This is a genomic window from Flavobacterium sp. 38, from assembly GCF_057799715.1.
This window is the reverse complement of sequence record NZ_JBYNWZ010000006.1, coordinates 57088-82040: the sequence shown is the minus strand read 5'-3', so window position 1 is coordinate 82040 and position 24953 is coordinate 57088. Positions and strand designations below refer to the sequence as shown.

Here is a 24953-nt window from a genome sequence, read left to right as displayed (position 1 = left end):
TAGCAATTAAAGATGGAAAAAGAAAGCTCCTAAGATGCTAAGCTACTATCCCGAAGCTTCGGGACTAAGTTTTTTTTGAAGCCAAACAAAAGGCATTTTACTAAGCATGGTTTCCCGCTTTCGGCTATATCTCTCCTCCCGATTATCATCGAGATACGAGGATACCGCCTCAATCGGGGCTAGAAAACAAACAATTGGATCCTTTTAAAAATTTTGAACCATATAAGTCATATAAGTCCATTTAACTTCCTAAGTAAAAAACATAGCCAAAATAATGCGAAAATTGCAATTTGTGAAAATCATTAGGCGAAAACTGAAGAAGAAAAATCCAAAAGTTTTTTTTCAAAATAAAGAATCCGAAGGATTCAAATATTTATAGCACATTATTCCTCCCGCAGATATGTGACCCCGAAGGGGTCATATTTAACTTGCACCAATATAATTCTATACATATTTGAATCCTTCGGATTCATTTTTTGAACCATATCAGTCATATAAGTAAATTTTAGATTTTTTAAAATACTAAGGAAGACTTATATGATTTAGAATCATATCGAATCACAACTTAAAATATCTTATATGACTTATATGGTTTAAAATTTACTTAAAGAAAACGTCGTAGGCAAATCGAATCAAAGTCCCGACAACCACAATCAAAAAGAAAATTCGAATAAATCCGTTTCCTTTATTAATAGCCAGTTTTGCGCCAAGCCATCCTCCTAGTCCATTACTTATGGCCATCGGAATTGCAATAGTCCAAATAATTTTTCCTTTAATCATAAACAGACAAATTGAACCGAAATTGGTTGCTAGATTTACCATTTTAGCATTCGCGGAAGCGTGAAGAAAATCAAATCCCAAAAGTGCAATAAAAGCCACAACAAAAAAACTTCCTGTTCCTGGCCCGATAAATCCGTCGTAAAAACCGATTATTATACTAATTACAACTGCATAAAATATTTGTGTCGTTGCCGAATGGTCTTTAGCAACGTGCTGTCCGAAATTTTTCTTGGCATAAGTATAAATAAACAACAAGGATAAAACCACCAGCAAAAGTGGTTTCATAAAATCATTGCTGACCAACGTTAAGATTGTAGAACCTAAAAATGCTGACGGAACCGCCAGACACATCATAATAATTAAGAGTTTCCACTGAATCACTACTTTTTTCAAATACTGAAAAGCAGCAAAAGCAGTTCCGCTAAATGCTGGAATTTTCAACGTTCCAACTACAGTGGAAACAGGAAGATTAGGTAATAAAATTAATCCCATCGGAGTTTGAATCAATCCGCCGCCGCCAACAATGGCATCAATAAATCCTGCAGCAAAAGCTGCTAAACAAAGAAAAAGTATTATGTATGAATCCATTAAAAAGATATTTCGGTCTCCGTAAAAAACAAGTTGCAAAAGTACATCTTCCTTTTTGTTTATTACCATAAATTTAAAGTTGATTTTTGATCAAAAAGTATATTTTTGCTTAAAAATTATTCCAATGGATTTCAACAAAATAATAGAACTTGCGAGTTATACATTACCAGCCTTAGTTACAGGAGTTGTAGCATATCGTTTTTTTGAGCTGCACATTAAAAACAATGACAGAAAACGTGCTTTTTTATTAAACAAACAAGTGCATAAAGAGTCGCTGCCAATACGTTTACAAGCCTACGAACGCATGACTTTGTTTTTGGAACGTATTAATTTGACTAAACTTTTAATTAGAGTTGCGCCAATTTCACCGTTAAAACATGATTACGAAAATTTCTTGATCGACCAGATTGAACAAGAATTTGAACATAATTTAACGCAGCAAATTTATGTTTCTGAAGAATGCTGGACTATCATTACAACTGCAAAAAATGCAACAATACAAATGATTCGTAAAGCCGCTATGAGCGAAAAAGTCGAAAACGCTGATAAACTTCGCGAAGTTATTTTGAATGATTTATTAGAAAAACAATCACCAAGTAATGCCGCTTTGAGTTTTATTAAATCTGAAGTTGCAGACCTTTGGTATTAGAATAATTTTAGATTGTTGATTTTAGATTTTAGATTCTCAACGTTCATCAGTACAATCTAAAATCTAAAATCAACAATCTAAAATCTTATATCAATATCTTATTGTCGCTCATCGTTTCAGATTTATTCTGAGCGTATTCATAACCTTGCTCCCACCATTCTTTCATCACTACTTTATTAAAAATCAAGGCATTATCAGTCAATTTTATTGGAGTGTAATATAAATTTAATTTTACATTCTTATTATTTGCCATAAGTTTTCCTATCGCAATGTCGTGTTTTTCTACCTGATCTAAAGCAATTCGGAACAAATCGATCATTAGTGAAAACGGATTTTTACCGATAACCGTTTTAGTCGTATTTACTTCTGTTTCTAGCACAATCACATCGATTTCGGTCGCGCCACGGTTTATGGCCTCGCGAATTGGAACCAAGCTTGAAAATCCGCCGTCACCATATTCACAATTGTTTTTTTCGACTAAACTCATAAACGGAACATAATTACTCGATATCCAAGACCATTCGCAAAACTCTTCGTAGGTACAATCTTTTACCGATTTATATTCTGATTCGTTTTTGGTAAAATTGGTTACCGTAACGATAACATCGGTTTTGAGTTTTTTGAGTTTATTAAAATCAGAAATAGAAAAATTGTTCTGAATGTATTTTTTCAAGCCTTTGCTTTCTCCAAAAGTTCGTTTTCCTTTAAAAAATTGGCGTATTACATTAAAGTGATTAATTGTCACGATGTCAACTCCATCCTTAGTTTTTACAACAAACGGACAGATGTTAAAAATACTCGACATGGTTACATTAGTATATACAGAATGTATTTTTTTGATATGACCGAGAGCTAAATGCGGAATGAGCAAACTTCCTGTCGAAGTTCCTAAAAACAAATCGTATTCGTGTCTTTTTTCTTCTATTAAATACTGGGCAACACCGCCGGCAAAAGCGCCTTTACTGCCACCACCTGAAATAACCAATGCTCTCATAAATTGTAATGTAGATTTTGTTTTTGGGATTATTCTTTTTTAGAGAATAGAGATAAGAAGCAAGAAGAAAGACTTCTTTACTCTTGTTTCTTGCCTCCAATATCTATATTCTATATTCTATATTCTATATTCTATATTCTATATTCTATTCTCTTTTATCTATTTCTCAGCATTTCTTATCTTTCTTCTTGAATCTTTCTTCTACTCAAGTCTAATTTACTCTTTCAACAAGCGATTCAATTGGAACTGCTCATCGGGTGTCAAATTAGGTAAAATTCTATTAAAAGAAGCACGCATTTCAGGATTTTTTAACAGAAGTCTAATAGTATCTCTACCAAATTTCGAAAACTGCCACATATGGTGTGTCGTGGCACCAACTAAATTCTCCAAAACCTGATCGTTTATTATTTTAAAAGCAATCAGTTTTTCTAAAGCATTTTGTCTAGTTGTCGCTTCATATTTGGTAGACGAAAATGCAATTAATTCGTTTGCAAGAGCATCTTGATCACTACTGTAATTGGGGGTTGACAAAGCTAGAGAAAGCCATAAAGTTCTGAGATTATAATCGTTGAAACCAATCCAATTTTTAGATTTATCCAAATATGCTGTTCGATGATCAGGAAAATTTCTCCACAACCAATACAACGCTATTTCTTGTGTCTGATACGATTTATCATCCAAAAGTGTTTCGTAATTTGTTCTAAAATCTTCTGGAATTTTAGTCAGTGAACCCGCAAGATTTTGACGGACAACAATATTATTGGTTTGCATTGCCAAAAGCAAAAGAGCCTTTTTATCTTCGTATTTTTCATTTTCCAGCTGATCAACAACAGCTGTTTTTACAGATTCATATACATCTGATTCTAAAGTGCTTTTCAAAATAGCAGCTTTTTCAGCCAAAGGTGTTTTTTTTAGTTTATCAATTTCTAAACGCTTTTGAATCGTTTTATTTTTACTTAATAATGCATTTGCTATCGGCGTATCAAAAACGGTAGATTCCAACCAAGTTTTCTGGAACTTCTCCAAGTCAAAATCTGAGACTTTTTTAATCTCGTCAAAGAAATTCTGTGTGTTTACAGTTTGGTACGCATATTTGGCAAGATAATTTTTAATTGCTTTTTTAAACGCTTTTTCTCCAATCGATTCATGTAGAACAAACAATGCCCAAGCTCCTTTTTCGTAAAACGTCAACGAACTGGCTTTTGCGTTCAAAACTGGAATGGTGTCGGTACGAGAAGCAAATTTAATCTGTTGCGCGGTGTCGTACAGTTTAGAATAAAAGTAATCTTCGCCATAAATTTCCCTTTCTGCCAGAAGCGCAAAATAAGTTGCAAATCCTTCCTGAAGCCAATGATGCGTACTGCTTTCGGCGGTTATTAAATCGCCAAACCAATGATGCGCCAATTCATGCGCATCTACATTAGTATAATTTCTGTCGCAAAAACCAATTGAATCGACCACATAACGTGTCGCAAAAAGTGTCGAAGTCGTGTTTTCCATTCCCGCATATAGAAAATCTCTCACCGGAATCTGTCTGTTAATTTTCCAAGGATATTTTACACCAATTTCTTTTTCAAGGAAATCAAAAATTCGTTTCGAATAACGATACGTTGGCTCAAAACGATCCGCATCTTTAGGTTCGTAATAATATTCTAAAGGAATTTTGCTTTTTGATTTAAATTCTTTTTTATCAAATTTTCCGATAGCCAGCATTAACAAATAGGAACTCATTGGTTTTTCCATTTGAAATTGCCAGTGATTTAGATTTCCGTTTGTTGTTTTTTCTTTTAAAATCCCGTTTGCAACTACCTGATATGTGGCATCATAAGAAATGCCCAAATTAAAAATCAGTTTCTCGTTTACATCATCAAAACTAGGAAACCAATTGCTGGTATATCTTCCCTGCCCTTGTGTCCAAATCTGCATTTCATCATTTTCCATTTCAACAAAGTACAACGCCTGTTTTGGTTTTGCTGTGTAACTGAAAGTCAAATGATTCTGCCCTTTTTTGAAAGGAAAAATCAATTTCAATTCTTTGTTGGTATTGAGATACATGATTTCGTTATCATCGATTTTCACATTCGAAAATCCCATATTTTTTGCGTCAAGCGAAATGGTGTCAATATCCTGCAAAACCTCAAATTGAAAATCGACAGTTCCAGAAATCATTTTTTCTTTCGGATTTAATGTTAATTGACCCGAAACAGATTTAAAATCAACGAATTTGGTTTGCTGTGCAAATAGAATGCTGGTGAAGAATAGAAAAATGTATTTCATTGAAAATTTTATTTTAAAGAGTCGGCTTCCCAAGATCTCGGATTATGTTTAATGTAATCGTAAATCTTTTCAAACGTTTTGTAATTTCTAACAATATGATCGTGATAATTGGCCTGCCAAATTGATTCTGAACCGTTAATGCGTTTTGTTGTTATCGATTTAAAAATAGCAACAAATGATGAAATAGAATTGGATTTACGAGAAAAATTAGATTCAGATTTATTATCCGTTGTGGATATACTAGACGTAGACGCACTGCGGTGCGTCTCTACAGTATACGTTTCGGGTAAAATATTGGAATCCGAATTCACCACCGATTGGTTCTGTAGAGGCGCACCGCAGTGCGTCTCCGCAACGTGTGTCGACAAAGAATTATCTGAAATATTATTTATCTGTGCGGATATGCTGGACGTAGACGCACTGCGGTGCGTCTCTACGGTATGCGATTCGGATAGAAAATTAGAATCTGAATCCACCACCGATTGGTTCTGTAGAGGCGCACCGCAGTGCGTCTCACGCCCGTATGTCGACAAAGAATTATCTGAAATATTATTTATCTGTGCGGATATGCTGGACTTAGACGCACTGCGGTGCGTCTCTACAGTATACGTTTCGTGAATATTTTTATCTTGATTTTCGTTATCTTGAATTTCAACCAATAAATGAATATGATTTGGCATAATGACCCAATTATGAAAAAACCAATTTTTACGAATATTTATCGATTTTAAAAGTTCTTTTTCAACAATCTTTCCATTTTCATTCAAAATCATTTTTTCATCTTCGATACTACCAAAAATACAGTTTCTGTCTTTTGTAACTATCGTAATAAAATAGACCGCTTCACTAGAATAATCCCAGTTTTGCAGTCTATGCGAATTGGTTTTAAATTTATCTTTAAATAATGACATTTTAGGCGTGTAAGATTCCAAAGTTACAAAGGTTTCCTTTACAAATAGAATGAAATTTGTATGTTTACAATATAAAACCGTCAAATCGTGTCTCAACCTAAAAAAGCCTTATTTAACTGGAGCAGCGGAAAAGATTCTGCTCTTGCTTTATACAAAACACTACAAAATACTGATTTTAAGATCGAATGTCTACTGACGAGCGTAAACCAGCAATATCAGCGCATTTCGATGCACGGAATTCGTGTTGAATTATTGCAGGAACAAGCCGAAAGCATCGGAATTCCGTTAAAAATTCTCGAAGTTCCAGAAATGCCTACAATGGAAGTGTATGAAAAAGTAATGACCGAGACTTTGACCGAGCTCAAACAAAACGGCATAACACATTCTATTTTTGGAGATATTTTTCTAGAAGATTTACGCCAGTACCGCGAAAATCAATTGTCTAAAATTGGGTTTACAGGTGTTTTTCCGATTTGGAAAATTCCCACTCAAGATTTAATTCATGAATTTATTTCGTTGGGATTTAAAACGATTGTCGTTTGTGTCAATGAAAAATATTTGGACAAAAGCTTTGTTGGAAGAATTATCGATCAGGATTTCATAGTTGATTTGCCTGATAATGTAGATGTTTGTGGCGAAAACGGCGAATTTCATACGTTTACTTTTGACGGTCCGATTTTTTCTAAACCAATTGATTTTGAAATTGGCGAAATTGTCTATCGAAAATATGAAAAATCAGAAAAACAAGATTCATCAGATACAGCCTGCGATACCAATGACGAAACTGCATTTGATTTCGGATTTTGGTATTGTGATTTAATCAAAAAATGAAAAAGCTGAAAAAGAAAATCTTCTTTTCCAGCTTATGCTATAATGCTTCGGGATTAATAAATTAAGTAGATTGATCAACCCAAGTTTTAAGAAACCATTTATTATCTTTTAATTCGAAAATATAATCTGCGTAAATTCCGGTATCAATTCCGCGTTGTTCAATCACGGCTTTGTTTGGTTTTAGGATGATTTTTTGTCTAAACTCCATTCCTTTATCATCCAATTTTAGAATTCTATAATTCTTCTGTGTCATTGTCACCTCAATATCTTCCAAATTATCGTCGATCGTTTTTATTTTAAACGGAAACTTTACACGGCTCAATTGAAAGTTTTTATCTTCATTAAATTTCTTAAGAAAAGTATTGAAATTTTCGCTGTTTGATTTGGCTTTTTGCTGTGCGGTTGCTAATTGGCAAAAAACAGCAATAAATAAGATTGTAATTAATTTTTTCATTATTCGTTATACATTTTAAGCAAGTTCGTAACGGTATTCCAGTTTCGAATTGTGGCGGTTACATTTAATTTTTTCTCTATATATTTTTGATCAAAACGTGTTTTTCCAGCGCCGATAGCGTATTTAATAAAAATTTTATTTTCATCAATGCTTGCTTCGTCTGGCTTAAACTGACTGATTTTCAAATCGTTTATATTTTCTTTCTTTAAAGTCGTTGAAACAAAAGCAACATACAGCTTTTTAGTATCTATATCTTTTTCTTTTAAAAACGGACTATTAGCAAAACACGATTCTAAATTTTCTTTGGTAATCATGACAACAGGAACTTCATGACCGAAAACCTTAAAAATTTCCTGTTTGATCATAAAACCAACTTTCGAAGCCTCTTCTTCACTATCTACAAATACATTTCCAGATTGCAGATACGTGCGAACATTCTGAAAACCAAGGCTCTCCAGCATTGCTTTCAAAGCTTCCATTTTCATCATATTGTGCCCAGAAACATTGATTCCTCGTAAAAGCGCTAAATGTGTTTTCATTTTTTTTTTAATTTAAATTCAAAGATAAAAAAACTATTCATCATCGTCTTCTTCGCTAATTTCAATATCAAACTTCACTAAGAAATCATTGAACTTTTGTTTGTACTTTCTTTGCGCTTGTTCTACAATTTCATCTGCTTCTTCGTTTTCTTCTATTGCATCAAGATTGAATTGTTCTTTTACCCATTGCTGAAATTCTTCTTTATTTTCGCTTTCTTCATAATATTCCTCATCTTTATAGAAATACGCTTTATCAAAATCAACAGAAATTTCAGTATCTAAAGTTAAAAGCTGAATCAGTTTTTGAGTGTTTTCTGCCACAATGTGAACGCCGCCTTCATCGCCAAAAACAACAATCGGGCAATTATTTAAATCTTTATCAATAAGCCAATACGCATACGAACTTCCCGAACCGTTTGCGCCTGCAAACTCGATAAAACTGTTGTAGAATTCTTCTTCTTCAGACCATGTTTTTATGCCTGTTTTATCATCCGTTATCGTAAGTCCGAAACATTCAGAATAGCTTTCTACGCCATATTCTTGTTCGAATTCATATAACTTAACTAAATCTTGAGGAAGTTTGCAATCACCAAATTGAACGGCAAATTCTTCTAATGAAAAACTACTGTTGTAATCTGCATATTCAGTTTCTTCTTCATCATTTTCAACAACTTCAGCCGTTAGTATTTCAAACGTTTTAATTGCCGCCTGTTTCACGCAGAAAAACTCAATTCCTTGTGCATTTTCGTCATTCATCCATTGGTATTTCGGATCTCCGTCTTCATTAAGATATTCCAAAATAAGCATAATTTCTTGATCATCGTGACACCATAAAGCGCGAGATCTGATACCAAAACCATTCGCAATTTCTTCTGAAATCTGACTGTATTTCTTTCCTTCATAATCAAAAGGAATAAACAAATAAGTCGTCCCTGAAATATGTCTGACAATTTTGCCATTCTCTTTGAGTTCATCATTTTCAGATAAAACTTCAACCATATTAATAAACTGATTCCGGAAATCAGCATACATGTATTTTTCTTTTTTATCGTAATCTAAAATGGAAAGTCCGTCTTTAAAAACATCCAGATAATTATTGCCTAATATTTCACTGCCATAAGCGGAAATTTCTATAAATGCATCGTCTACAATATCAGATAATTTATGAGTTGAAGGCAGATAATTTTCGACCGTTATCACAGATCCATCTGTATCTTGAACATTACTGCAAATTAAAATATCAGGTCTTCCCGCACTAATAATAGCCTGAACATCCGTAAAACGTTCAAAATGAAACGCCATGTCATCGCTGTAAACAAGCCAAGCTTTAAGATCACCTTTTACAAAAAGTTCACCATGATTGTACTCTCCGTAAAGCGTATCGCATTGCAGACCTCCGCCTAAATAATGAACGCTCCCAAACAAATTGATGTTGACCGTCGTTGTTTTTCCGAGAACAATTAAGGCAGGAGAATTATCAGTATCATAAGAACTGATCCATTTTGCAACTGTCAGGTTTCCTTTAAAAATAAATCCGAGAATGAAAACATCAGAATGTTCTTCTGTGCTGAAATCCATTTCAAAGGAATCCATTTCGACATCGTCTTCCGCTACTAGAAAGATTGGATTTTCTTCATAATCAGGAAAACGCCAAGTGTCTTCAAAAACATTGTAGATTTTATTATTGCCGAAATCCGTTAGATCTCCAATAATAGTGTGGGCTTCGTGACGGTTAATTACTTTGAATGTAATGCCCGAAAATACCATTGTTTCAAATGGAACTTTTTCTTCTTTAATCATAATTTGAGGCTTATAATTTAAATGTTCAAACAAATCTAACAATTATCTTTTTTTATTAAAATTTTACTGACGATAAAAATTAAAAAAACTCCGTCAGAAACGGAGTTTTCAAAAAAAGAATTGAATTAGTAAGCATTATAAAATTATCTCTTCTTTTCGTATACCAATAAAGGACCGTCACAAATGCTCCAAGAACTATACAAGTTGCCGATAGTATCAATGATATATAAATTTTCTTTTACGTTTGAAGTGCAAGAACCAATGATATCGCTTTGAGCTGTATAATTTAATTCAAACTGGGTCTGATCTGCTGTTTTTGTCATAATGTAAGTTCCTGCAATAGTGGTGATTTTCCCGTCTCTTTTTCTAGTTTTAGAAAAGGTATTATTTGAATTGAAAGTATAACTTTCTTCCCACTCCATAACATCTATCGAATTTGCCGCAGGATTGCCACTACCCATTTTGGTCAACACCCATTTTCCATGGTAAGATTCAGTTGCCTTATCACCCGAATCATCGTTTGAGCAAGAAAGTAAAGAAACAAGCATTACAATTAAGAGTCCAATTTTTTTCATTTTTATAGTTTTTGATGGTTAACTATTATTAAGATTTTACTTTCTTAAAATGGTTGCGTCGTAATTTTCAAATTAATGATAAGTTAACATTCAGTTACTTGAAAGCTATAATTCATTTTCAAATTTCCCAATTAAAATCTATCTTCGCTTTTCTAAAGAAAAAAGAGAATAGAATAAAGAAAATAGAGCTACACTTTGTCTTTATTCTTTTTTCTTGGCTCTAAAAAGAATAAAATTCCAATTAAATAAATTCCAAATTCCAATTGTCATCCTGAGCGTCCCGAGGCTTCGGGAGAAGGACCAAATCTAAAATCAGCAATCTAAAATCTAAAATAATTAATGTCTAATAATCTTCTTGAAACTCCAATTGAATACCTAAAAGGTGTTGGTCCGAGCCGTGGCCAGCTGCTTCGCAAGGAATTGGGCATTCATAAATATGGGGATTTAGTTAATCTTTTTCCGAATCGATATATTGACAGGACGCGTTATTACAAGATTAATGAATTGCAGAATACGGGTTCTGAGGTTCAAATTATTGGAAAAATAATCAACATCAAAACGGTTGAATTTGCCAAAAACAAAAAACGTCTTGTGGCAAGTTTTGTTGATGATACGGGACAGATTGACTTAAACTGGTTTCAAGGCCACAAATGGATTCGTGAAAGTTTAAAGTTGAATGAACCTTTGGTAATTTTTGGAAAATGTTCTCTTTACGGAAGCCAATTCAGTATGGCGCATCCCGAAATTGAATTGCTGAGCGAGCACGAAAGAAGTTTGCGTTCGGCTATGCGGCCAGTTTATCCTTCAACAGAAGCTTTGGCTAATAAAGGAATTTCGAACCGTACCATCAATAAAATGATGGAACAGCTTTTCTTAGAAACTCAGGCGCTATTTACTGAAACTTTTCCGCCGTTTTTAATCGAAGAATTAAAGCTTATTCCGAAACGCGCCGCATTATTCAATATCCATTTTCCGAAAAGCGCTGAGATTTTAGCGAAAGCGCAATTCAGATTGAAATTTGAAGAATTGTTCTTTATTCAGTTGCAATTAATCACCAAGAATCTCATTCGAAAACATAAAATAAAAGGGCATCCATTTGACAAAGTGGGCGAACTTTTTAATGAATTTTATAAAAATCATCTGCCTTTTGATTTAACTAATGCTCAAAAAAGAGTAATTAAAGAAATCAGGTCAGATATGGGAAGCAATGCCCAAATGAATCGTTTGCTGCAAGGTGATGTGGGTTCTGGAAAAACTATTGTCGCTTTTATGAGCATGCTTTTGGCAATTGACAATGGTTTTCAGGCTTGTCTGATGGCGCCAACCGAGATTTTAGCCAATCAGCATTTTCTTGGTTTGTCTGAATTTGCTCAAACATTAAACATCAATATCCGAATTTTAACGGGTTCTACTAAAACTTCTGAAAGGAAAATTATCCATGAAGAATTGGAAAGTGGCGAACTTAAAATTCTAATTGGAACACATGCTTTGCTGGAAGATAAAGTACAGTTTCAGAATCTGGGTTTAGCTGTAATTGATGAACAGCATCGTTTTGGTGTGGAGCAACGATCAAAATTGTGGAAGAAAAATGATATTCCGCCACACGTTTTGGTTATGACCGCCACTCCTATTCCGAGAACGCTTGCAATGAGTTTATACGGCGATTTGGATATTTCTGTTATTGACGAGTTGCCTCCAGGTAGAAAACCGATTCAGACCGTTCATCGTTACGATTCCAATCGATTGAAAGTCTGGAAGTTTCTTCGTGACGAAATTGCAAAAGGCAGACAAATTTATATTGTGTATCCGTTAATTCAGGAATCTGAAAAAATGGATTATAAAGATTTGATGGACGGCTACGAAAGTATTTCACGAGATTTTCCGCTTCCTCAATATTCTATTTCTATCCTTCACGGAAAAATGAAACCAGCAGATAAAGATTCCGAAATGAAGCGTTTCTCTGAAGGAAAAACTAATATTATGGTGGCTACGACTGTAATCGAAGTTGGTGTAAATGTGCCAAACGCCAGTGTAATGATTATTGAAAGCGCCGAAAGATTTGGACTTTCGCAATTGCACCAGCTGCGCGGACGCGTGGGACGAGGCGCCGAACAGAGTTACTGTATCTTGATGACGGGACATAAATTAAGTACTGACAGCAAAACCAGAATGGAAACTATGGTGCAAACCAACGATGGTTTTGAAATTGCCGAAGTAGATTTAAAACTTCGCGGTCCCGGAGATTTAATGGGAACACAGCAAAGTGGTGTTTTAAACCTTCAAATCGCTGATATTGTAAAAGATCGTGAAATCCTTTCTCTGGCTCGAAATTACGCCATGAAAATCCTAAAAGAAGATTCAGCCCTCCAAAAACCTGAAAATGCTATTCTAAGAATGATTTTCATCGAAATGACCAAGAAGAAGAATATTTGGAATTATATTAGTTAAGTTTCAAAGGGACAGAGGGACAGAGTGGCAAAGTTATTTTAAACTAAAACTCCAAACTTTGTCTCTTTGTCTCTTTGTCCCTTTGAAACTTCAAAAAAAAACTCCATTGCGTTCTAATTATATTCTGGTGATTTTAGATTTGTTGGGGGTCAAATTCAAAGGGGGCGAATATTTTTATTAGACACAATGAAGTATTTTAGTTAGCTATTTCTTTTTTGGATCGTTTTTCTTTTCAAAAAGACCGCTAAACAAACCTTTATTGACTTTGTTTTTATCGTCTTTTCCAGTTGCGATTAAGTGGTCGATATATTCCATATACGTTTTCTTTCTTTCTTCCAGAAAACCTACCAGATATTCTTCAGACGCGTGCATGCCGCTGGTTTCTTCAATCTGTAAAAGTTTTTTGTACAAAGGCTCAATAAACTTCACAATAATCTCATTTGGAACCGATTTTCTAGTGCCAAAGAAACCCACAATCTCACCATCGGCGTCTGCGATAATTTTAAAATCGGTTACAACCCAGTAATAGCGCCCGGTTTTGGCCATGTTTTTTATAATAACATGAATGTTTTCGCTAGATTTAATACTGTCCCATAAGAATTTAAAAATAACCTTTGGCATATCTGGATGGCGAATGATATTGTGAGGCTGACCCACAAGTTCAAATTCATCATAACCAGAAACATCTATAAAGTCTTCATTGGCATATAATATGGTTCCTTTTTTATCGGTTTTACTCAGCAGCACTTTATTCTTATTCCAGTCTACTTCTCTGTCAGAAGGTGTTGGACGGTGTAATCTGGTATCCATAAATTTTACATTTAAATTAATTTACAATTCAATTAAGTACTTAAAATGAATCCTTAAACTATTTTCAATTTGACTCGATTTCTAAAACAAGCAGAATATTTCTGATTTTACGAAAAACCGTTTCCAATTCATTTTCCAGCCATTCCGGAATCTGATTGTTAACAGCAAGATTGCGATGACGTATATCGTTCATAATCTGAACTAGTTTTTTGTATTGAAAATCAAGATCGTAAACATTAGCATTATTTCTATAGCCTTTGAAAATTTCTCTCAACTCGATCTCAAATTCAGATTGAGCGCCAATTTTTTCAATTGAATTTAATGTGATGCTTTCATTCAAAAAGTCATCGATAATTTTCTTTAGATTATGCAGCGTAGGTACTGCAGTTGGCAAATCATACTTAAACATAATGGGGTTTTAAAATTAATATTGGTTTTTATTTGAGGATATTTGTTTGGGTTTCAATCGCAATTTGGCCCTTCGACTTCGCTCAGGATGACAATTGGGATTTGGAATTTAAAATTTGGAATTTTAATTTCTATTTGATGTCGATTTCACATGAATATCATTCACTAAATCATCAATTTTCTTCGCGCTTTCTCTCATCATTTCAAGATAGGTCAGCAATTTATCGTTGTCTGTATGCCCTTTTGAAACATCAATCAGTTTTAAAACAGAATTTACAGGCAGTTTTAAATCTAAAGTAGTTCTATGAATAAAATCATTGTAATCTTTTGTAGCCGACATAGAGCTGTATTTTGCAGAAGCCAGTTTCATATTTTCTAATTCATATTCATCTGAGATTTTTGAAATATGATTTTCACTGTGTTCTTTAAAATAATATGCCCAATAGCCATTCATAAAAAATACGACAGCAGCCAAAACGGTATGAATGATCAAAGTTTCCAAATCAAAATTGACTTGCGAAAAATACACCTGAAGTCCGTTGGCATCATTGTATATAAAGTTTTGCAGATAAGCCAGTCCTGCGTGGTGAAGCACAACCAATAAAGTCGATGGAATTTGAAGTTTCCAGTTTTGATAAATAATCAAAATTGTGCTGGCGATGAATACTGTAAAGTGCATTTCGAACATACCATGCATCTGATAAATATACTGTGCCATAAAAATAGCCAGAACAACAGATAAAACGTATTGGTAAAATTTGGAGTTTTTCATGAAAAACTTAGCCGAATAATATAGCAAAAGATTCAACGTTCCAACGCCGACACCAATTTCGAAAGTATCGTATTTAAAAGAAAGTCCGATACCGAGAAGAAAATATACTGCAAGTACATAATTAATAATCGTATCTGATTTTTGTGTCATAGTAGACATAAAACTGTGCAGATAATCTTGTTCGTTTAAGCTAGCTTTTGTTTTCATAGGTCAATTAGATTTAGGTTTTTGGAAATAGTTATTTGGTACATTTTGGTAAAGAGCATCCGTAAGCTTTTAGAGCCAAAGCATTAAAAGACGGATTATTTTTTCTGCTTAGAAGAGAATCAATCGCCATTTGGGCGTAATTGCTTTCTGCATCTGTACAATATCTGGTTTTATTGTAATTGCCTCTGTAATATAAATTGTGCGTCTGATCTAGCAAAACTGCTTGTGGAGTCGAGAAAACACCGCATTTTTTAGCCATTGCTTCATCAAAATAAACAGGGATTTTGGCGTCAAACTTTTGCTGTATTTCATCAATCGTAAAATTTTTCTCTTTGTTTAACACAACAATTTTAAAATTGATCTGATCTCCGTATTTTTTAATTAAACCGCTTACATGTGGCACATTGAACCGCGAACAGGGACATTCGGGGTTAAAAAAATGTATAAAAATGGGTTTATTGTCAAATGCACAGCACGGACCAAGTTCGATCTTGGATCCCATTGCAATGGCTTTATAATTCTTTGGCACTGGAGTCGGGAGACTGTATTGAAATTCATTTTGCCAAAATAAATAGCCAATTGCTGTAAGTAAAAATGTAAACCATAAACTGAGAAGTAATTTTTTCTTCATAAATCATTTTTTTATTATTCAAACAACAAAAAGAATAAACAATTGTTAATATAACTCTCTGTAAAATTTTGTAAAAAACCCAAAAAAACAACTTCTCTTAACATATTTTAACACTAAAACATTATAAATAAAGACTAGCACTAAAAATTTTCACCATTTTGTTTAACATATCAATGTTACAAATAAAATCGATAAACTGCAAAAAAAATCAGACAAATTGCAAAAAAAATATTCAATCCTAGGAAAAGTCCACTCTAATACACCATTCTTTTTGATCAGTTTAACAGTTTAAATCAAAAAAAATTAACCTTTCATTAAACCTTTTTGCCTGCTTGCAGTCTAAATGCAAACCTTTGTACATACAAATGTTAAATAAAAGCTAACGCCTTTCGATTTCGCATCAAAAAGTTAAATTTGTAAGCTTACTAAAAACAGAAACCCAAAATATATATTCACCTCAATTTTATGAAAGTAAAACACCTCATTTACACCCTTTTAATTGTTACAATTGGAGGCTTTATTACCTACAGAATTATTTCTAATAAAGGTAAAAATGAAGATTCTAAAAAGTTCAATGACAAAAAATCTCCAACAACTGTTAATGGAGTCGTAATAAAAACTGCCACTTTTGACAATAATTTAGCATTATCAGGATCTATTGAGGCAAACGAACAAGTAGAAATTCATAGTGAGGTTTCAGGAATTGTTGAAGGAATATTTTTTAGCGAAGGCAGCAATGTTACAAAAGGTCAAGTGCTTCTTAAAGTAAACGATATTGAACTAAAAGCACAATTAAGACAGGCTCAAACCAGAGAAGGATTGGCTGCTGAAAACGAAAGAAGAGCAAAATTATTGCTGCAAAAAGAAGCCATCAGCCAAGAAGAAGCAGACGTTGCCAAAGCCGACCACGCTTCTGCACAAGCACAAACACAATTAATAAGAGCACAAATTTCTAAAACTTCTGTGAGAGCGCCTTTTTCAGGAAAAATCGGTTTGCGTTCTATCTCTCCAGGAACTTATATTACCCCAACTGTTTTAGTAGCAAAATTGGTTAATACAAGTAAATTAAAAATCACTTTTTCAATTCCAGAAAAATATGCTGCTGAAGTGCGATCTGGATCTGTAATCGATTTTAAAGTTTCTGGTTCAGACAAAACTTATAATGCCAAAATTTATGCAATAGAACCAGAAGTTGCCGTTGCGACGCGTACACTTCAAATTCGTGCTCTTGCAGATAATAACGACGGAAAACTTTTCCCTGGAACTTTCGCAGACATCAAATTGCCTTTAAATATTATTAAAGATGCAATCGTGGTTCCTTCTCAGGCAATTGTACCAATTCAAGACGGTAAAAAGGTATTTATTGCTAACAAAGGCCAGGCAAAAGAAGTAATGGTTGATGCAACAACAAGAACAGATTCTTCAATTTTAATTTTAGCAGGATTAAAACCTGGAGACACTTTAATCACAAGCGGTGTAATGTCATTAAAAGACGAAGCGCCAATAAAAGTTAAAGTAAAATAATTGTAGATTTTAGATTTTAAATTTCAGATTAACCTCTGAAATCTAAAGTCAACAATCTATCCCGATAGTTATCGGGACTAAAATAATAATTATGAGTTTATCAACTACAAGTATAAAAAGACCTGTTTTAACAATAGTACTGAATCTATTAATTATATTATTCGGTTTTATTGGTTACACTTTTTTAGGAGTCAGAGAGTTCCCTTCTATCGACCCTGCGCAGGTTTCTATCCGCACCAACTATACGGGTGCAAACGCCGACATTATTGAATCGCAAATTACAGAACCTCTTGAAAAAGCTGTAAATGCAATTGACGGAATTAGAAATATCACTTCTTCAAGTAATCAAGGAAGCAGTAATATTACCATAGAATTTAATCTGGACAAAGATTTAGAAGAAGCGGCAAACGATGTTCGTGACAAAGTTTCGCAAGCCATTCGAAATCTACCGCAAGATATTGATGCTCCGCCGGTTGTATCAAAAGCAGATGCCGACAGTGATGCGATTATTTCGATGACGGTACAAAGTGATTCTAGAAGTTCTTTAGAATTAAGTGATTACGCAGAAAATGTTATTTCGCAACGTCTAGAAACTATTCCTGGCGTGAGTGGCGTACAGATTTGGGGACAAAAACGTTACGCCATGCGTTTATGGATCGATCCTGTAAAACTGACTGCATACGGCTGTACGGTTGCTGATGTGCGTGCAGCGTTAAACGCTCAAAATGTTGAACTTCCATCAGGAAAATTGACTGGAAACAACACCGAACTTACCGTAAAAACAATCGGAAATCTTTCTAAAGCAGAAGAATTCAATAATATCATTATTCGTACAGACGGAGATAAAATTGTTCGTTTAAGCGATGTTGGAGGCGCAGAATTAGGTCCAGAAAACATCGAAACCAAATTGAGCCAGTCTGGTTTGCCAATGATTGGTTTGGCGATTGTGCCAATGCCTGGAGCCAATTACTTGGATATTTCAGCTGAATTTTATAAAAAATACGAAGCTTTAAAAAAGGATCTTCCAAAAGATATTAAACTAAATATTGCGCTTGACAATACGATTTTCGTAAAGAAATCGGTTCTTGAAGTTGCTGAAACCTTGGGGATTTCGGTAATTCTGGTAATTATTATCATCTATTTATTCTTTAGAGATTGGGCGATTGCTTTCCGACCTTTAATTGATATTCCCGTTTCCTTGATTGCTACATTTTTCATTATGTGGTTGTTTGGATTCTCTATCAACGTATTAACGTTATTAGCGATTGTACTGGCAACCGGACTTGTGGTAGATGACGGTATTGTGGTAACGGAAAATATCTTCAAAAAAGTGGAAGAAGGAATGTCGCCAATTGAGGCCGCAATTAAAGGTTCTAACGAGATTTTTTATGCCGTAATTTCGATTTCGGTAACCTTGGCGGCTGTATTCTTGCCTGTAATTTTCTTGGAAGGTTTCGTTGGACGATTATTTAGGGAATTTGGAGTTGTAATTGGTGCCGCAGTATTAATTTCAGCATTTGTTTCGCTGACTTTAACGCCAATGCTGAATGCTTATTTAATGAAAGGCGGAGAACAGAAAAAATCTAAATTCTATATTAAAACAGAACCGTTTTTTGAAAAAATGAACAGCAGTTATGCTGAAGCGCTTTCGAAATTTATGGATAGAAAATGGATCAGCTTCCCTATTCTTATTGCTTGTTTTGGATTGATTTATTTGTTTTTCACTATTCTTCCAAAAGAAACAGCACCTTATGACGATAGAAGTTCTGTAACCATGCGTATGACAACTCCTGAGGGTTCTTCATACGAATACACAGATCGTTTTATGCAGGAAATTTCACAATTGGTTGATGATTCTATTCCTGAAAAAAAGGTGAGTTTGGTTATTACGGCACCTGGTTTTGGAGCTTCGGCAACAAATACCGGTTTTATAAGGCTTTCTTTGAAAGAACCAGATGAAAGAGAAGCTTCTCAAAAAGATATCGCCGACAAATTAACCAAATGGACGAAAAAATATCCAGATGCTAAAACCTCTGTAATACAGCAGCCTACAATTGCCGTAAACAGACGTGGTGGTTTGCCGATACAATACATTATTCAGGCTCCAAATTTTGATAAATTGAGAGAAAAAATTCCTTTGTTTATGAATGAAGTTGGAAAAAGCGATGTATTTTCTACAACAGACGTAAACTTGAAATTTAATAAACCTGAAATCAACGTTACAATTGACCGCGAAAAAGCAGAAAGTTTAGGAATTTCAATCATTGATATCGCACAAACTTTGCAGCTTTCTTTAAGCGGACAGCGTTTTGGGTATTTTATTAGAAATGGAAAACAATATCAGGTAATTGGACAATTTGACCAGAAAGACAGATCTAAACCTTTGGATTTGACTTCGATGTTTGTAAAAAACAGAAATGGCGAATTGATTCAGATGGATAACGTGGTTAAGGTTTACGAACAAAGTAATCCACCGCAATTGTTTCATAATAACCGTTATATGTCAGCAACAGTTTCGGCTGGTCTGGCACCTGGAAAAAGTATTAGTGACGGTATTCAGGAAATGGACAGAATTAAAGCAAAAGTTTTGGACGAAAGTTTCACAACCGATTTAGCTGGAGAATCTCGAGATTTCGTAGAAAGTAGCTCGAATACTTCTTTCGCCTTCGGATTAGCTTTATTGCTTATCTTCTTGATCTTAGCTGCGCAGTTTGAAAGTTTTATCGATCCGTTTATTATCATTTTAACGGTTCCAATGGCGGTTGCGGGAGCTTTATTCTCTTTGTGGCTATTCAACCAAACTTGGAATATTTTCAGCCAGATTGGTACGGTAATGTTGATTGGTCTGGTAACCAAAAACGGTATTTTGATTGTAGAATTTGCCAATCAGTTGCGAGAACAGGGCAAACCAAAACTAGAAGCTATTTTAGAGGCTTCAGAAGCACGTTTACGTCCAATTTTAATGACGAGTTTAGCCATTGCATTAGGAGCGCTTCCAATTGCAATGTCGCTTGGTGCTGCGTCTACAAGTAGAATTGGTATGGGGGTAGTAATTGTGGGCGGAACTATTTTCTCATTGGCTTTAACGCTTTTTGTAATTCCTGCCATTTATTTAATGTGGTCGAAAGCCAGAAAACATTATCCTGAGTTTGACCATATTGACGAATACGAAAGAGAAAGCATTAAATAGAAACCAATAAATATATTTTTGGTTAAAGAAAAAGAATATGAATATCAAAAAAATATACTGTACAGCAATTATCCTGTTCTTTTGCATGGTTCAGACCAAGGCGCAGGAAGTTCTTACTATTGAACAGGCTATGACTATAGCGCTGGAGAATAATTTTGAAATTAAAATTGCTAAAAATAATTCCAAAATAAGCGAAACCAACGTAACGATTGGAAACGCTGGAATGCTGCCAACAGCAACGGCCAATGTTACCGACAATAATAGCATTATGAATTCGTCTCAGACACGTCAGGACGGGACAAGCACATCGCTGGATAATGCTAAAAACAACAGTTTAAGTTATGGTGTGAGTTTAGGATGGACAGTTTTTGACGGAATGAAAATGTTTGCCAGACTGGATCAGCTAAAAGAACTTCAGAAATTGGGCGATGCAGAATTGAAAAGAACTATTTTAGTTAAAATTGCTCAGGTAAATTCGGCATATTATGATTTAGTGCAGATGCAGCAGCAATTAGCGGCGTTGGACACTACAATTGTAATTTCGAATCAGCGACTGACTTTGGCTAAAAACCGTTTCAGCATTGGAAAAGCTTCAAAATTGGAAGTTTTAAATGCACAGGTTGACTTAAATTCCGATCAGGTTGCTTTGCTAAGACAAAAAGAAGCTTACGCTAATGGCAAAATCTTATTGAACCAGCATTTGGCACGCGATCCTAAAATTGATTTTAAGGTTACCGATGAAGTTGTGGTAGACAATAAATTAGTTTTAGCCGATTTAATGGATTTGGCGCAAAAACAAAATCCGGCTTTAGAAGCACAAATCATTAACAAACGTATAGCCGAATTACAGCTCAAACAGGTAAAAGCAGACCGCTACCCTACACTACGATTAACTACAGGTTATAATTTTAATGAAAGTCAGTCGAGTTTGGGTTTTACCAGCGAAACATCTTCTAGAGGTTTAAACTATGGTTTTAATGCTTCTATGAATATTTTTGACGGTTTCAACCAGCATCGTAATGAAAAAGTAGCGAAACTTCAGATTGAAAATTCTACGCTTGCCATAGAACAGCAAAATACAGTTTTGAGCACACAGTTGAGTACTGCCTTTCAAACGTATTTAACCAATTTAGAATTAATTGATTTGGAACAGGATAATGAAGCCATTGCCAAACAAAATTTAGACATTACATTGGATAAATTTAGAATCGGAACGATTACAACGCTTGATTTTAGAACCGCTCAGCTGAATTATGTCAATGCCAAAGTACGTTACAGCAACGCGCAATACGAAGCAAAATTATCTGAAATTGCCTTAAAAGAATTAGCTGGAAATATCAATTTTTAAGTAAATTTGTTTCAAAATCCACTTAAATGATTTCGTACAACACCAAAGACTGGTTTGCTTTTATTTTTCATTTCCATAAATCTGATACGGTTCGAAAACTGTTTACGATTATGATTGCAATTGGAATTTATGCCACAGCCGTCTGTTATCTCGAACTTCATTATTTTAAAGTAACCAAAAACGATTATATCCACAACATTCCAATTATGCATGGAATGCTCGGATTTGTAATTTCGCTTTTGCTGGTTTTTAGAACCAATACGGCTTATGACAGATGGTGGGAAGGTCGTAAACTTTGGGGCGGACTGGTGAATAACAGCCGTAATCTGGCTATCAAACTTTCAGCAATTTTAAAAGACGAAAACGACAAAAAGTTTTTTAGAAAATACATTCCGATGTATGCAGAAATACTTCATCAGCATTTGAAAGATGAAGACACAGGAAAAATGCTGTTTGAAGATGTTGAACTCGAAATCGATCAGCACAAACACAAGCCTAATCAATTAAAAAAAATAATGTATCATAAAATCAATGATTTGTATGATGCGAAAAAAATATCTGGAGAGCAGCTAATTACGCTAAATGACGAATTAGTTGCTTTTACAGACATTTGCGGAGCGTGCGAGCGTATTAAGAACACTCCTATTCCCTACTCTTACAGCGCTTTTATAAAGAAATTCATCTTCTTTTACACCATGACGCTTCCGTTTGGATATTCTGTAAGTCTAGGCTATCTAGTTGCGCCTGTGGTAGTTTTTATATTTTATGTTTTGGCAAGTTTAGAACTTATTGCCGAAGAAATTGAAGACCCGTTCGGAAATGATGAAAACGATCTTCCTACCAAAAAAATATCAGAAAATATCAAAAAACATATTGAAGAATTGATATAAATTCAAAAAAAGGTTCTGAAAATTAAAAAATAAACAATTTAGCGGTAAAATCATTCGTTAGACGACTATTTTTTGAAATCTGATAAATAAGTAATAAAATTTGTAACAGCAATTTAAATTTCCCTCATTTAAAGCTGCATTTGATTTTTTCTTTGTTACTAATTTTTAACTACTTATTACGATGAAAAAAATTATTACACTTGTAGTTTTCGCTTTTCTGACTGTCAATTGTACCGACGAGCCTGTGAGTACTGACATTCAAACTGAGGCCAAACAATTGGATAGTTCTACTGCCACCGCAAAAGGAACTTATTCAGAATGCGATCCAATATCAATTAACATTATGGCTGGACAGTTTACCAATGCTGGAAAAGTTTTAATTGAAAATGACGCTACAAATCTTTACGTAACCTACACTGCAATTCAAGACTGGTATTTTAGTGAACTTCATTTATATGTAGGTCCTTATGCCAATATACCCGCAAAAAATGGAAATCCAATTCCTGGGCAATTTCCTTATAAAAAATCTTTTAACCCTTTAGTTCAGAGCTACACTTTTACAATTCCGCTTTCGTCTATAACGTTAGATGCTAACAGATGTTTGTTTATTGCGGCACATTCTAGCATGAAAAATATTGTAAACGGAACCGTTATCAGAACAGAAACCGGCTGGGCTGGTGATGTCAATTTTCCTGGCAAAAACTGGGCGACGTATTTTAACTACTGCTTAAGAACGTGCGACACGCCTCCGCCTCCAGTTACAACATGCGATACTGCATATATGTTTGGAAATTACACTTTCAACGGATTAGAAATCTCCGAAAAATGGGGCTGGGCTACGTATTACGATAATGCAGTTGATGGAACTTATACTTACAATTTATACGCAGGAGCTGGACAGAATAATATCAATAATGGATATTTGGCTGGAACTGTAACAGTTGTTATTCAAGGAAGTAATGTTCAAGTTACTATAAATGCTACTCATCCTGGAACTGTATTTACAGAAACTCATGTTTACTTGTCAGATGAGAGACCAGAAACAGCCGCTCCTGGCCAGTTTGGCAATCAGCACACTTTAAACAATGCTACCACAGATAGCTATAATTTAAGCTATAGTGGAGATGGAAATTTCTGGCTCATCGTTCATGCTTCAGTATGCACCACAGAATAATTGAAATGAAAACAGAAATGAAAAAAGAGAGAGCCAAAATTCTCTCTTTTTTTATTGAAAGCTTTCAAGCTTTTATAACTTAATCTATTCTTACACAAAGCATAAAAAAGGCTTAAATATCTAGATATTACATATATTTTTATTAAATTTAAAGTCTTCACCAAAAATTAAATTTAATGAATAATCAACGATTTTTAGTCAATCCGCTCCAATTATCGCAAGAAAAATCATTAAAAACTCTTGTAGAAAACAGAACTATTTACAATTTAAACCATTGCGAATTGAATCTGTTTGAAACCTACGAGTCGACCAATAAAGTTCCGTTGAAGTTTAATGATTTGGTGGTAACCAGTATGCTGAGAGGCAAAAAAATCATGCACCTTTTTGATGATCCAGAATTCGTTTATCTTCCTGGTGAAACAGTTATTGTGCCTTCGAATGTGGAAATGAAAATTGATTTTCCTGAAGCATCCAAAAATAATCCGACGCAATGTCTGGCGTTGGCAATTGACCAAGATAAAATTGCTGAAATCTTAAACTTTTTAAACGAGCAATATCCGAAAGAAGGAACTAATATGTACTGGCAGCTGAACTATCAGAATTATTTCTTTTACAATAATGTTGAAATGGCAGCGACAATCAATAAACTCATAAAAGAATGTATGAGCACTTCGATTACCAAAGATATTTTTGCCGATCTGACTTTAAAAGAATTGCTGATTAGAATTATTCAGACGCAAACTGTAAAATCTCTAGATCAAGGAAAATTTCTTGAAGACAATAATCCAATTAAAGAAGTTACAGAATATATCAAACAGAATTTGAAAGAAAACATGAGCTTAAAAATGTTGAGCGAAAAAGCTTGTATGAGCACTACTTCTTTCTACCGTTTCTTTAAGCGCGAACTCGGTATGAGTCCGATTGAATATATTTTGAATGAAAAAATAAAATGTGCCAAAAATCTCTTGAAAAATCCAACACTTCAAATTAATGAAGTTTGTTATTTAGCGGGTTTTGAAGATGCGAATTATTTTATTCGATTGTTTAAGAAATATGAAGGGATAACGCCGAAGCAGTATCAGTTGCTTTACGTTTGTTGATTTTTTTTGTGACAAAGATACAAAGTGACAAAGTGGCAAAGTTTTTTTTAGGG

21 protein-coding genes are annotated in these 24953 nt (G+C 34.3%); 9 read left to right on the top strand and 12 right to left on the bottom strand.

Annotation, left to right across the window (positions count from 1 at the left end):
- Positions 1–600 precede the first annotated feature (600 nt).
- Positions 601–1368 (bottom strand): sulfite exporter TauE/SafE family protein, encoded by a 768-nt coding sequence (locus tag AC3E9W_RS15780; RefSeq protein WP_488769236.1) that lies wholly within the window; start codon positions 1366–1368, stop codon positions 601–603.
- A 124-nt stretch (positions 1369–1492) separates the two neighbouring features.
- Here AC3E9W_RS15780 and AC3E9W_RS15775 point away from each other — a divergent pair, with 124 nt between their 5' ends.
- Positions 1493–2017: a DUF7935 family protein gene (locus AC3E9W_RS15775; RefSeq protein WP_488769084.1), complete on the top strand. Its 525-nt coding sequence runs from the start codon at positions 1493–1495 to the stop codon at positions 2015–2017.
- Positions 2018–2102: 85 nt separating this feature from the next.
- Here the strand turns inward: AC3E9W_RS15775 and AC3E9W_RS15770 are convergent, their stop codons facing one another.
- The 3 genes from AC3E9W_RS15770 to AC3E9W_RS15760 form a co-directional block, all read right to left on the bottom strand.
- The gene (locus AC3E9W_RS15770; RefSeq protein ID WP_488769083.1) at positions 2103–3011 is read right to left on the bottom strand and encodes a patatin-like phospholipase family protein; all 909 of its coding nucleotides are present in this window, start codon (positions 3009–3011) and stop codon (positions 2103–2105) included.
- A 216-nt stretch (positions 3012–3227) separates the two neighbouring features.
- A complete protein-coding gene (locus AC3E9W_RS15765; RefSeq protein ID WP_488769082.1) occupies positions 3228–5288 on the bottom strand; it encodes a M1 family metallopeptidase in 2061 nt (686 codons plus the stop codon).
- Between the two features lie 8 nt (positions 5289–5296).
- On the bottom strand, positions 5297–6199 hold the full coding sequence (locus AC3E9W_RS15760) for a transposase (protein ID WP_488769081.1): 903 nt from the start codon (positions 6197–6199) through the stop codon (positions 5297–5299).
- An 87-nt stretch (positions 6200–6286) separates the two neighbouring features.
- Between AC3E9W_RS15760 and AC3E9W_RS15755 the strand changes: the two genes are divergently transcribed.
- Positions 6287–7030 (top strand): Dph6-related ATP pyrophosphatase, encoded by a 744-nt coding sequence (locus AC3E9W_RS15755; RefSeq protein WP_488769080.1) that lies wholly within the window; start codon positions 6287–6289, stop codon positions 7028–7030.
- A gap of 61 nt (positions 7031–7091) precedes the next feature.
- Here AC3E9W_RS15755 and AC3E9W_RS15750 read toward each other — a convergent pair whose 3' ends face one another.
- The 4 genes from AC3E9W_RS15750 to AC3E9W_RS15735 form a co-directional block, all read right to left on the bottom strand.
- Positions 7092–7484, bottom strand: coding sequence for a hypothetical protein (locus AC3E9W_RS15750; RefSeq protein ID WP_488769079.1), 393 nt, complete (start codon positions 7482–7484; stop codon positions 7092–7094).
- The gene (locus tag AC3E9W_RS15745) at positions 7484–8023 is read right to left on the bottom strand and encodes a DUF1697 domain-containing protein (protein WP_488769078.1); all 540 of its coding nucleotides are present in this window, start codon (positions 8021–8023) and stop codon (positions 7484–7486) included. Before AC3E9W_RS15745 ends, AC3E9W_RS15750 begins: the two co-directional genes overlap by 1 nt.
- Before the next feature lie 33 nt (positions 8024–8056).
- Entirely contained in the window at positions 8057–9823 is a 1767-nt protein-coding gene (locus AC3E9W_RS15740; RefSeq protein WP_488769077.1) for a hypothetical protein, read from the bottom strand.
- A gap of 143 nt (positions 9824–9966) precedes the next feature.
- Positions 9967–10398, bottom strand: coding sequence for a hypothetical protein (locus AC3E9W_RS15735; RefSeq protein ID WP_488769076.1), 432 nt, complete (start codon positions 10396–10398; stop codon positions 9967–9969).
- A 339-nt stretch (positions 10399–10737) separates the two neighbouring features.
- Here AC3E9W_RS15735 and recG point away from each other — a divergent pair, with 339 nt between their 5' ends.
- Complete coding sequence (gene recG / locus AC3E9W_RS15730) at positions 10738–12846, top strand: ATP-dependent DNA helicase RecG (RefSeq protein WP_488769075.1); 2109 nt, start codon at positions 10738–10740, stop codon at positions 12844–12846.
- A gap of 204 nt (positions 12847–13050) precedes the next feature.
- On the opposite strand, the gene AC3E9W_RS15725 is transcribed toward recG, so the two are convergent.
- The 4 genes from AC3E9W_RS15725 to AC3E9W_RS15710 form a co-directional block, all read right to left on the bottom strand.
- Positions 13051–13656, bottom strand: a complete 606-nt coding sequence (locus AC3E9W_RS15725; protein WP_306155269.1) for a PAS domain-containing protein — start codon at positions 13654–13656, stop codon at positions 13051–13053.
- Between the two features lie 64 nt (positions 13657–13720).
- Positions 13721–14065, bottom strand: coding sequence for a hypothetical protein (locus AC3E9W_RS15720; RefSeq protein WP_456892988.1), 345 nt, complete (start codon positions 14063–14065; stop codon positions 13721–13723).
- A 123-nt stretch (positions 14066–14188) separates the two neighbouring features.
- The gene (locus AC3E9W_RS15715) at positions 14189–15043 is read right to left on the bottom strand and encodes a hypothetical protein (protein ID WP_488769074.1); all 855 of its coding nucleotides are present in this window, start codon (positions 15041–15043) and stop codon (positions 14189–14191) included.
- 31 nt (positions 15044–15074) lie between these two features.
- Positions 15075–15674 carry a TlpA family protein disulfide reductase gene (locus AC3E9W_RS15710; RefSeq protein ID WP_488769073.1) on the bottom strand — a complete coding sequence of 200 codons (600 nt, stop codon included), beginning with the start codon at positions 15672–15674 and terminating at the stop codon, positions 15075–15077.
- Between the two features lie 465 nt (positions 15675–16139).
- Between AC3E9W_RS15710 and AC3E9W_RS15705 the strand changes: the two genes are divergently transcribed.
- The 6 genes from AC3E9W_RS15705 to AC3E9W_RS15680 all read left to right on the top strand — a co-directional run bounded on the left by AC3E9W_RS15705 (position 16140) and on the right by AC3E9W_RS15680 (position 24900).
- A complete protein-coding gene (locus AC3E9W_RS15705) occupies positions 16140–17198 on the top strand; it encodes an efflux RND transporter periplasmic adaptor subunit (protein ID WP_306155276.1) in 1059 nt (352 codons plus the stop codon).
- 91 nt (positions 17199–17289) lie between these two features.
- Complete coding sequence (locus AC3E9W_RS15700) at positions 17290–20388, top strand: efflux RND transporter permease subunit (protein ID WP_306155278.1); 3099 nt, start codon at positions 17290–17292, stop codon at positions 20386–20388.
- A 37-nt stretch (positions 20389–20425) separates the two neighbouring features.
- Complete coding sequence (locus AC3E9W_RS15695) at positions 20426–21736, top strand: TolC family protein (protein ID WP_306155280.1); 1311 nt, start codon at positions 20426–20428, stop codon at positions 21734–21736.
- Between the two features lie 26 nt (positions 21737–21762).
- A complete protein-coding gene (locus tag AC3E9W_RS15690; RefSeq protein WP_306155281.1) occupies positions 21763–22626 on the top strand; it encodes a bestrophin family protein in 864 nt (287 codons plus the stop codon).
- A 181-nt stretch (positions 22627–22807) separates the two neighbouring features.
- The gene (locus AC3E9W_RS15685; protein WP_488769072.1) at positions 22808–23800 is read left to right on the top strand and encodes a hypothetical protein; all 993 of its coding nucleotides are present in this window, start codon (positions 22808–22810) and stop codon (positions 23798–23800) included.
- A gap of 176 nt (positions 23801–23976) precedes the next feature.
- On the top strand, positions 23977–24900 hold the full coding sequence (locus AC3E9W_RS15680) for an AraC family transcriptional regulator (protein ID WP_488769071.1): 924 nt from the start codon (positions 23977–23979) through the stop codon (positions 24898–24900).
- Positions 24901–24953 lie beyond the last annotated feature (53 nt).

Bases quoted from the DNA above. Each gene is read 5' to 3' on its own strand.
- AC3E9W_RS15780 (WP_488769236.1), bottom strand. From the start codon at position 1,368: ATGGATTCATACATAATACTTTTTCTTTGTTTAGCAGCTTTTGCTGCA.
- AC3E9W_RS15745 (WP_488769078.1), bottom strand. From the start codon at position 8,023: ATGAAAACACATTTAGCGCTTTTACGAGGAATCAATGTTTCTGGGCAC.
- AC3E9W_RS15710 (WP_488769073.1), bottom strand. From the start codon at position 15,674: ATGAAGAAAAAATTACTTCTCAGTTTATGGTTTACATTTTTACTTACA.
- AC3E9W_RS15700 (WP_306155278.1), top strand. From the start codon at position 17,290: ATGAGTTTATCAACTACAAGTATAAAAAGACCTGTTTTAACAATAGTA.
- AC3E9W_RS15770 (WP_488769083.1), bottom strand. From the start codon at position 3,011: ATGAGAGCATTGGTTATTTCAGGTGGTGGCAGTAAAGGCGCTTTTGCC.
- AC3E9W_RS15680 (WP_488769071.1), top strand. From the start codon at position 23,977: ATGAATAATCAACGATTTTTAGTCAATCCGCTCCAATTATCGCAAGAA.
- AC3E9W_RS15720 (WP_456892988.1), bottom strand. From the start codon at position 14,065: ATGTTTAAGTATGATTTGCCAACTGCAGTACCTACGCTGCATAATCTA.
- AC3E9W_RS15695 (WP_306155280.1), top strand. From the start codon at position 20,426: ATGAATATCAAAAAAATATACTGTACAGCAATTATCCTGTTCTTTTGC.
- AC3E9W_RS15715 (WP_488769074.1), bottom strand. From the start codon at position 15,043: ATGAAAACAAAAGCTAGCTTAAACGAACAAGATTATCTGCACAGTTTT.
- AC3E9W_RS15750 (WP_488769079.1), bottom strand. From the start codon at position 7,484: ATGAAAAAATTAATTACAATCTTATTTATTGCTGTTTTTTGCCAATTA.
- AC3E9W_RS15775 (WP_488769084.1), top strand. From the start codon at position 1,493: ATGGATTTCAACAAAATAATAGAACTTGCGAGTTATACATTACCAGCC.
- AC3E9W_RS15685 (WP_488769072.1), top strand. From the start codon at position 22,808: ATGAAAAAAATTATTACACTTGTAGTTTTCGCTTTTCTGACTGTCAAT.
- AC3E9W_RS15760 (WP_488769081.1), bottom strand. From the start codon at position 6,199: ATGTCATTATTTAAAGATAAATTTAAAACCAATTCGCATAGACTGCAA.
- AC3E9W_RS15740 (WP_488769077.1), bottom strand. From the start codon at position 9,823: ATGATTAAAGAAGAAAAAGTTCCATTTGAAACAATGGTATTTTCGGGC.
- AC3E9W_RS15690 (WP_306155281.1), top strand. From the start codon at position 21,763: ATGATTTCGTACAACACCAAAGACTGGTTTGCTTTTATTTTTCATTTC.
- AC3E9W_RS15735 (WP_488769076.1), bottom strand. From the start codon at position 10,398: ATGAAAAAAATTGGACTCTTAATTGTAATGCTTGTTTCTTTACTTTCT.
- recG (WP_488769075.1), top strand. From the start codon at position 10,738: ATGTCTAATAATCTTCTTGAAACTCCAATTGAATACCTAAAAGGTGTT.
- AC3E9W_RS15705 (WP_306155276.1), top strand. From the start codon at position 16,140: ATGAAAGTAAAACACCTCATTTACACCCTTTTAATTGTTACAATTGGA.
- AC3E9W_RS15765 (WP_488769082.1), bottom strand. From the start codon at position 5,288: ATGAAATACATTTTTCTATTCTTCACCAGCATTCTATTTGCACAGCAA.
- AC3E9W_RS15725 (WP_306155269.1), bottom strand. From the start codon at position 13,656: ATGGATACCAGATTACACCGTCCAACACCTTCTGACAGAGAAGTAGAC.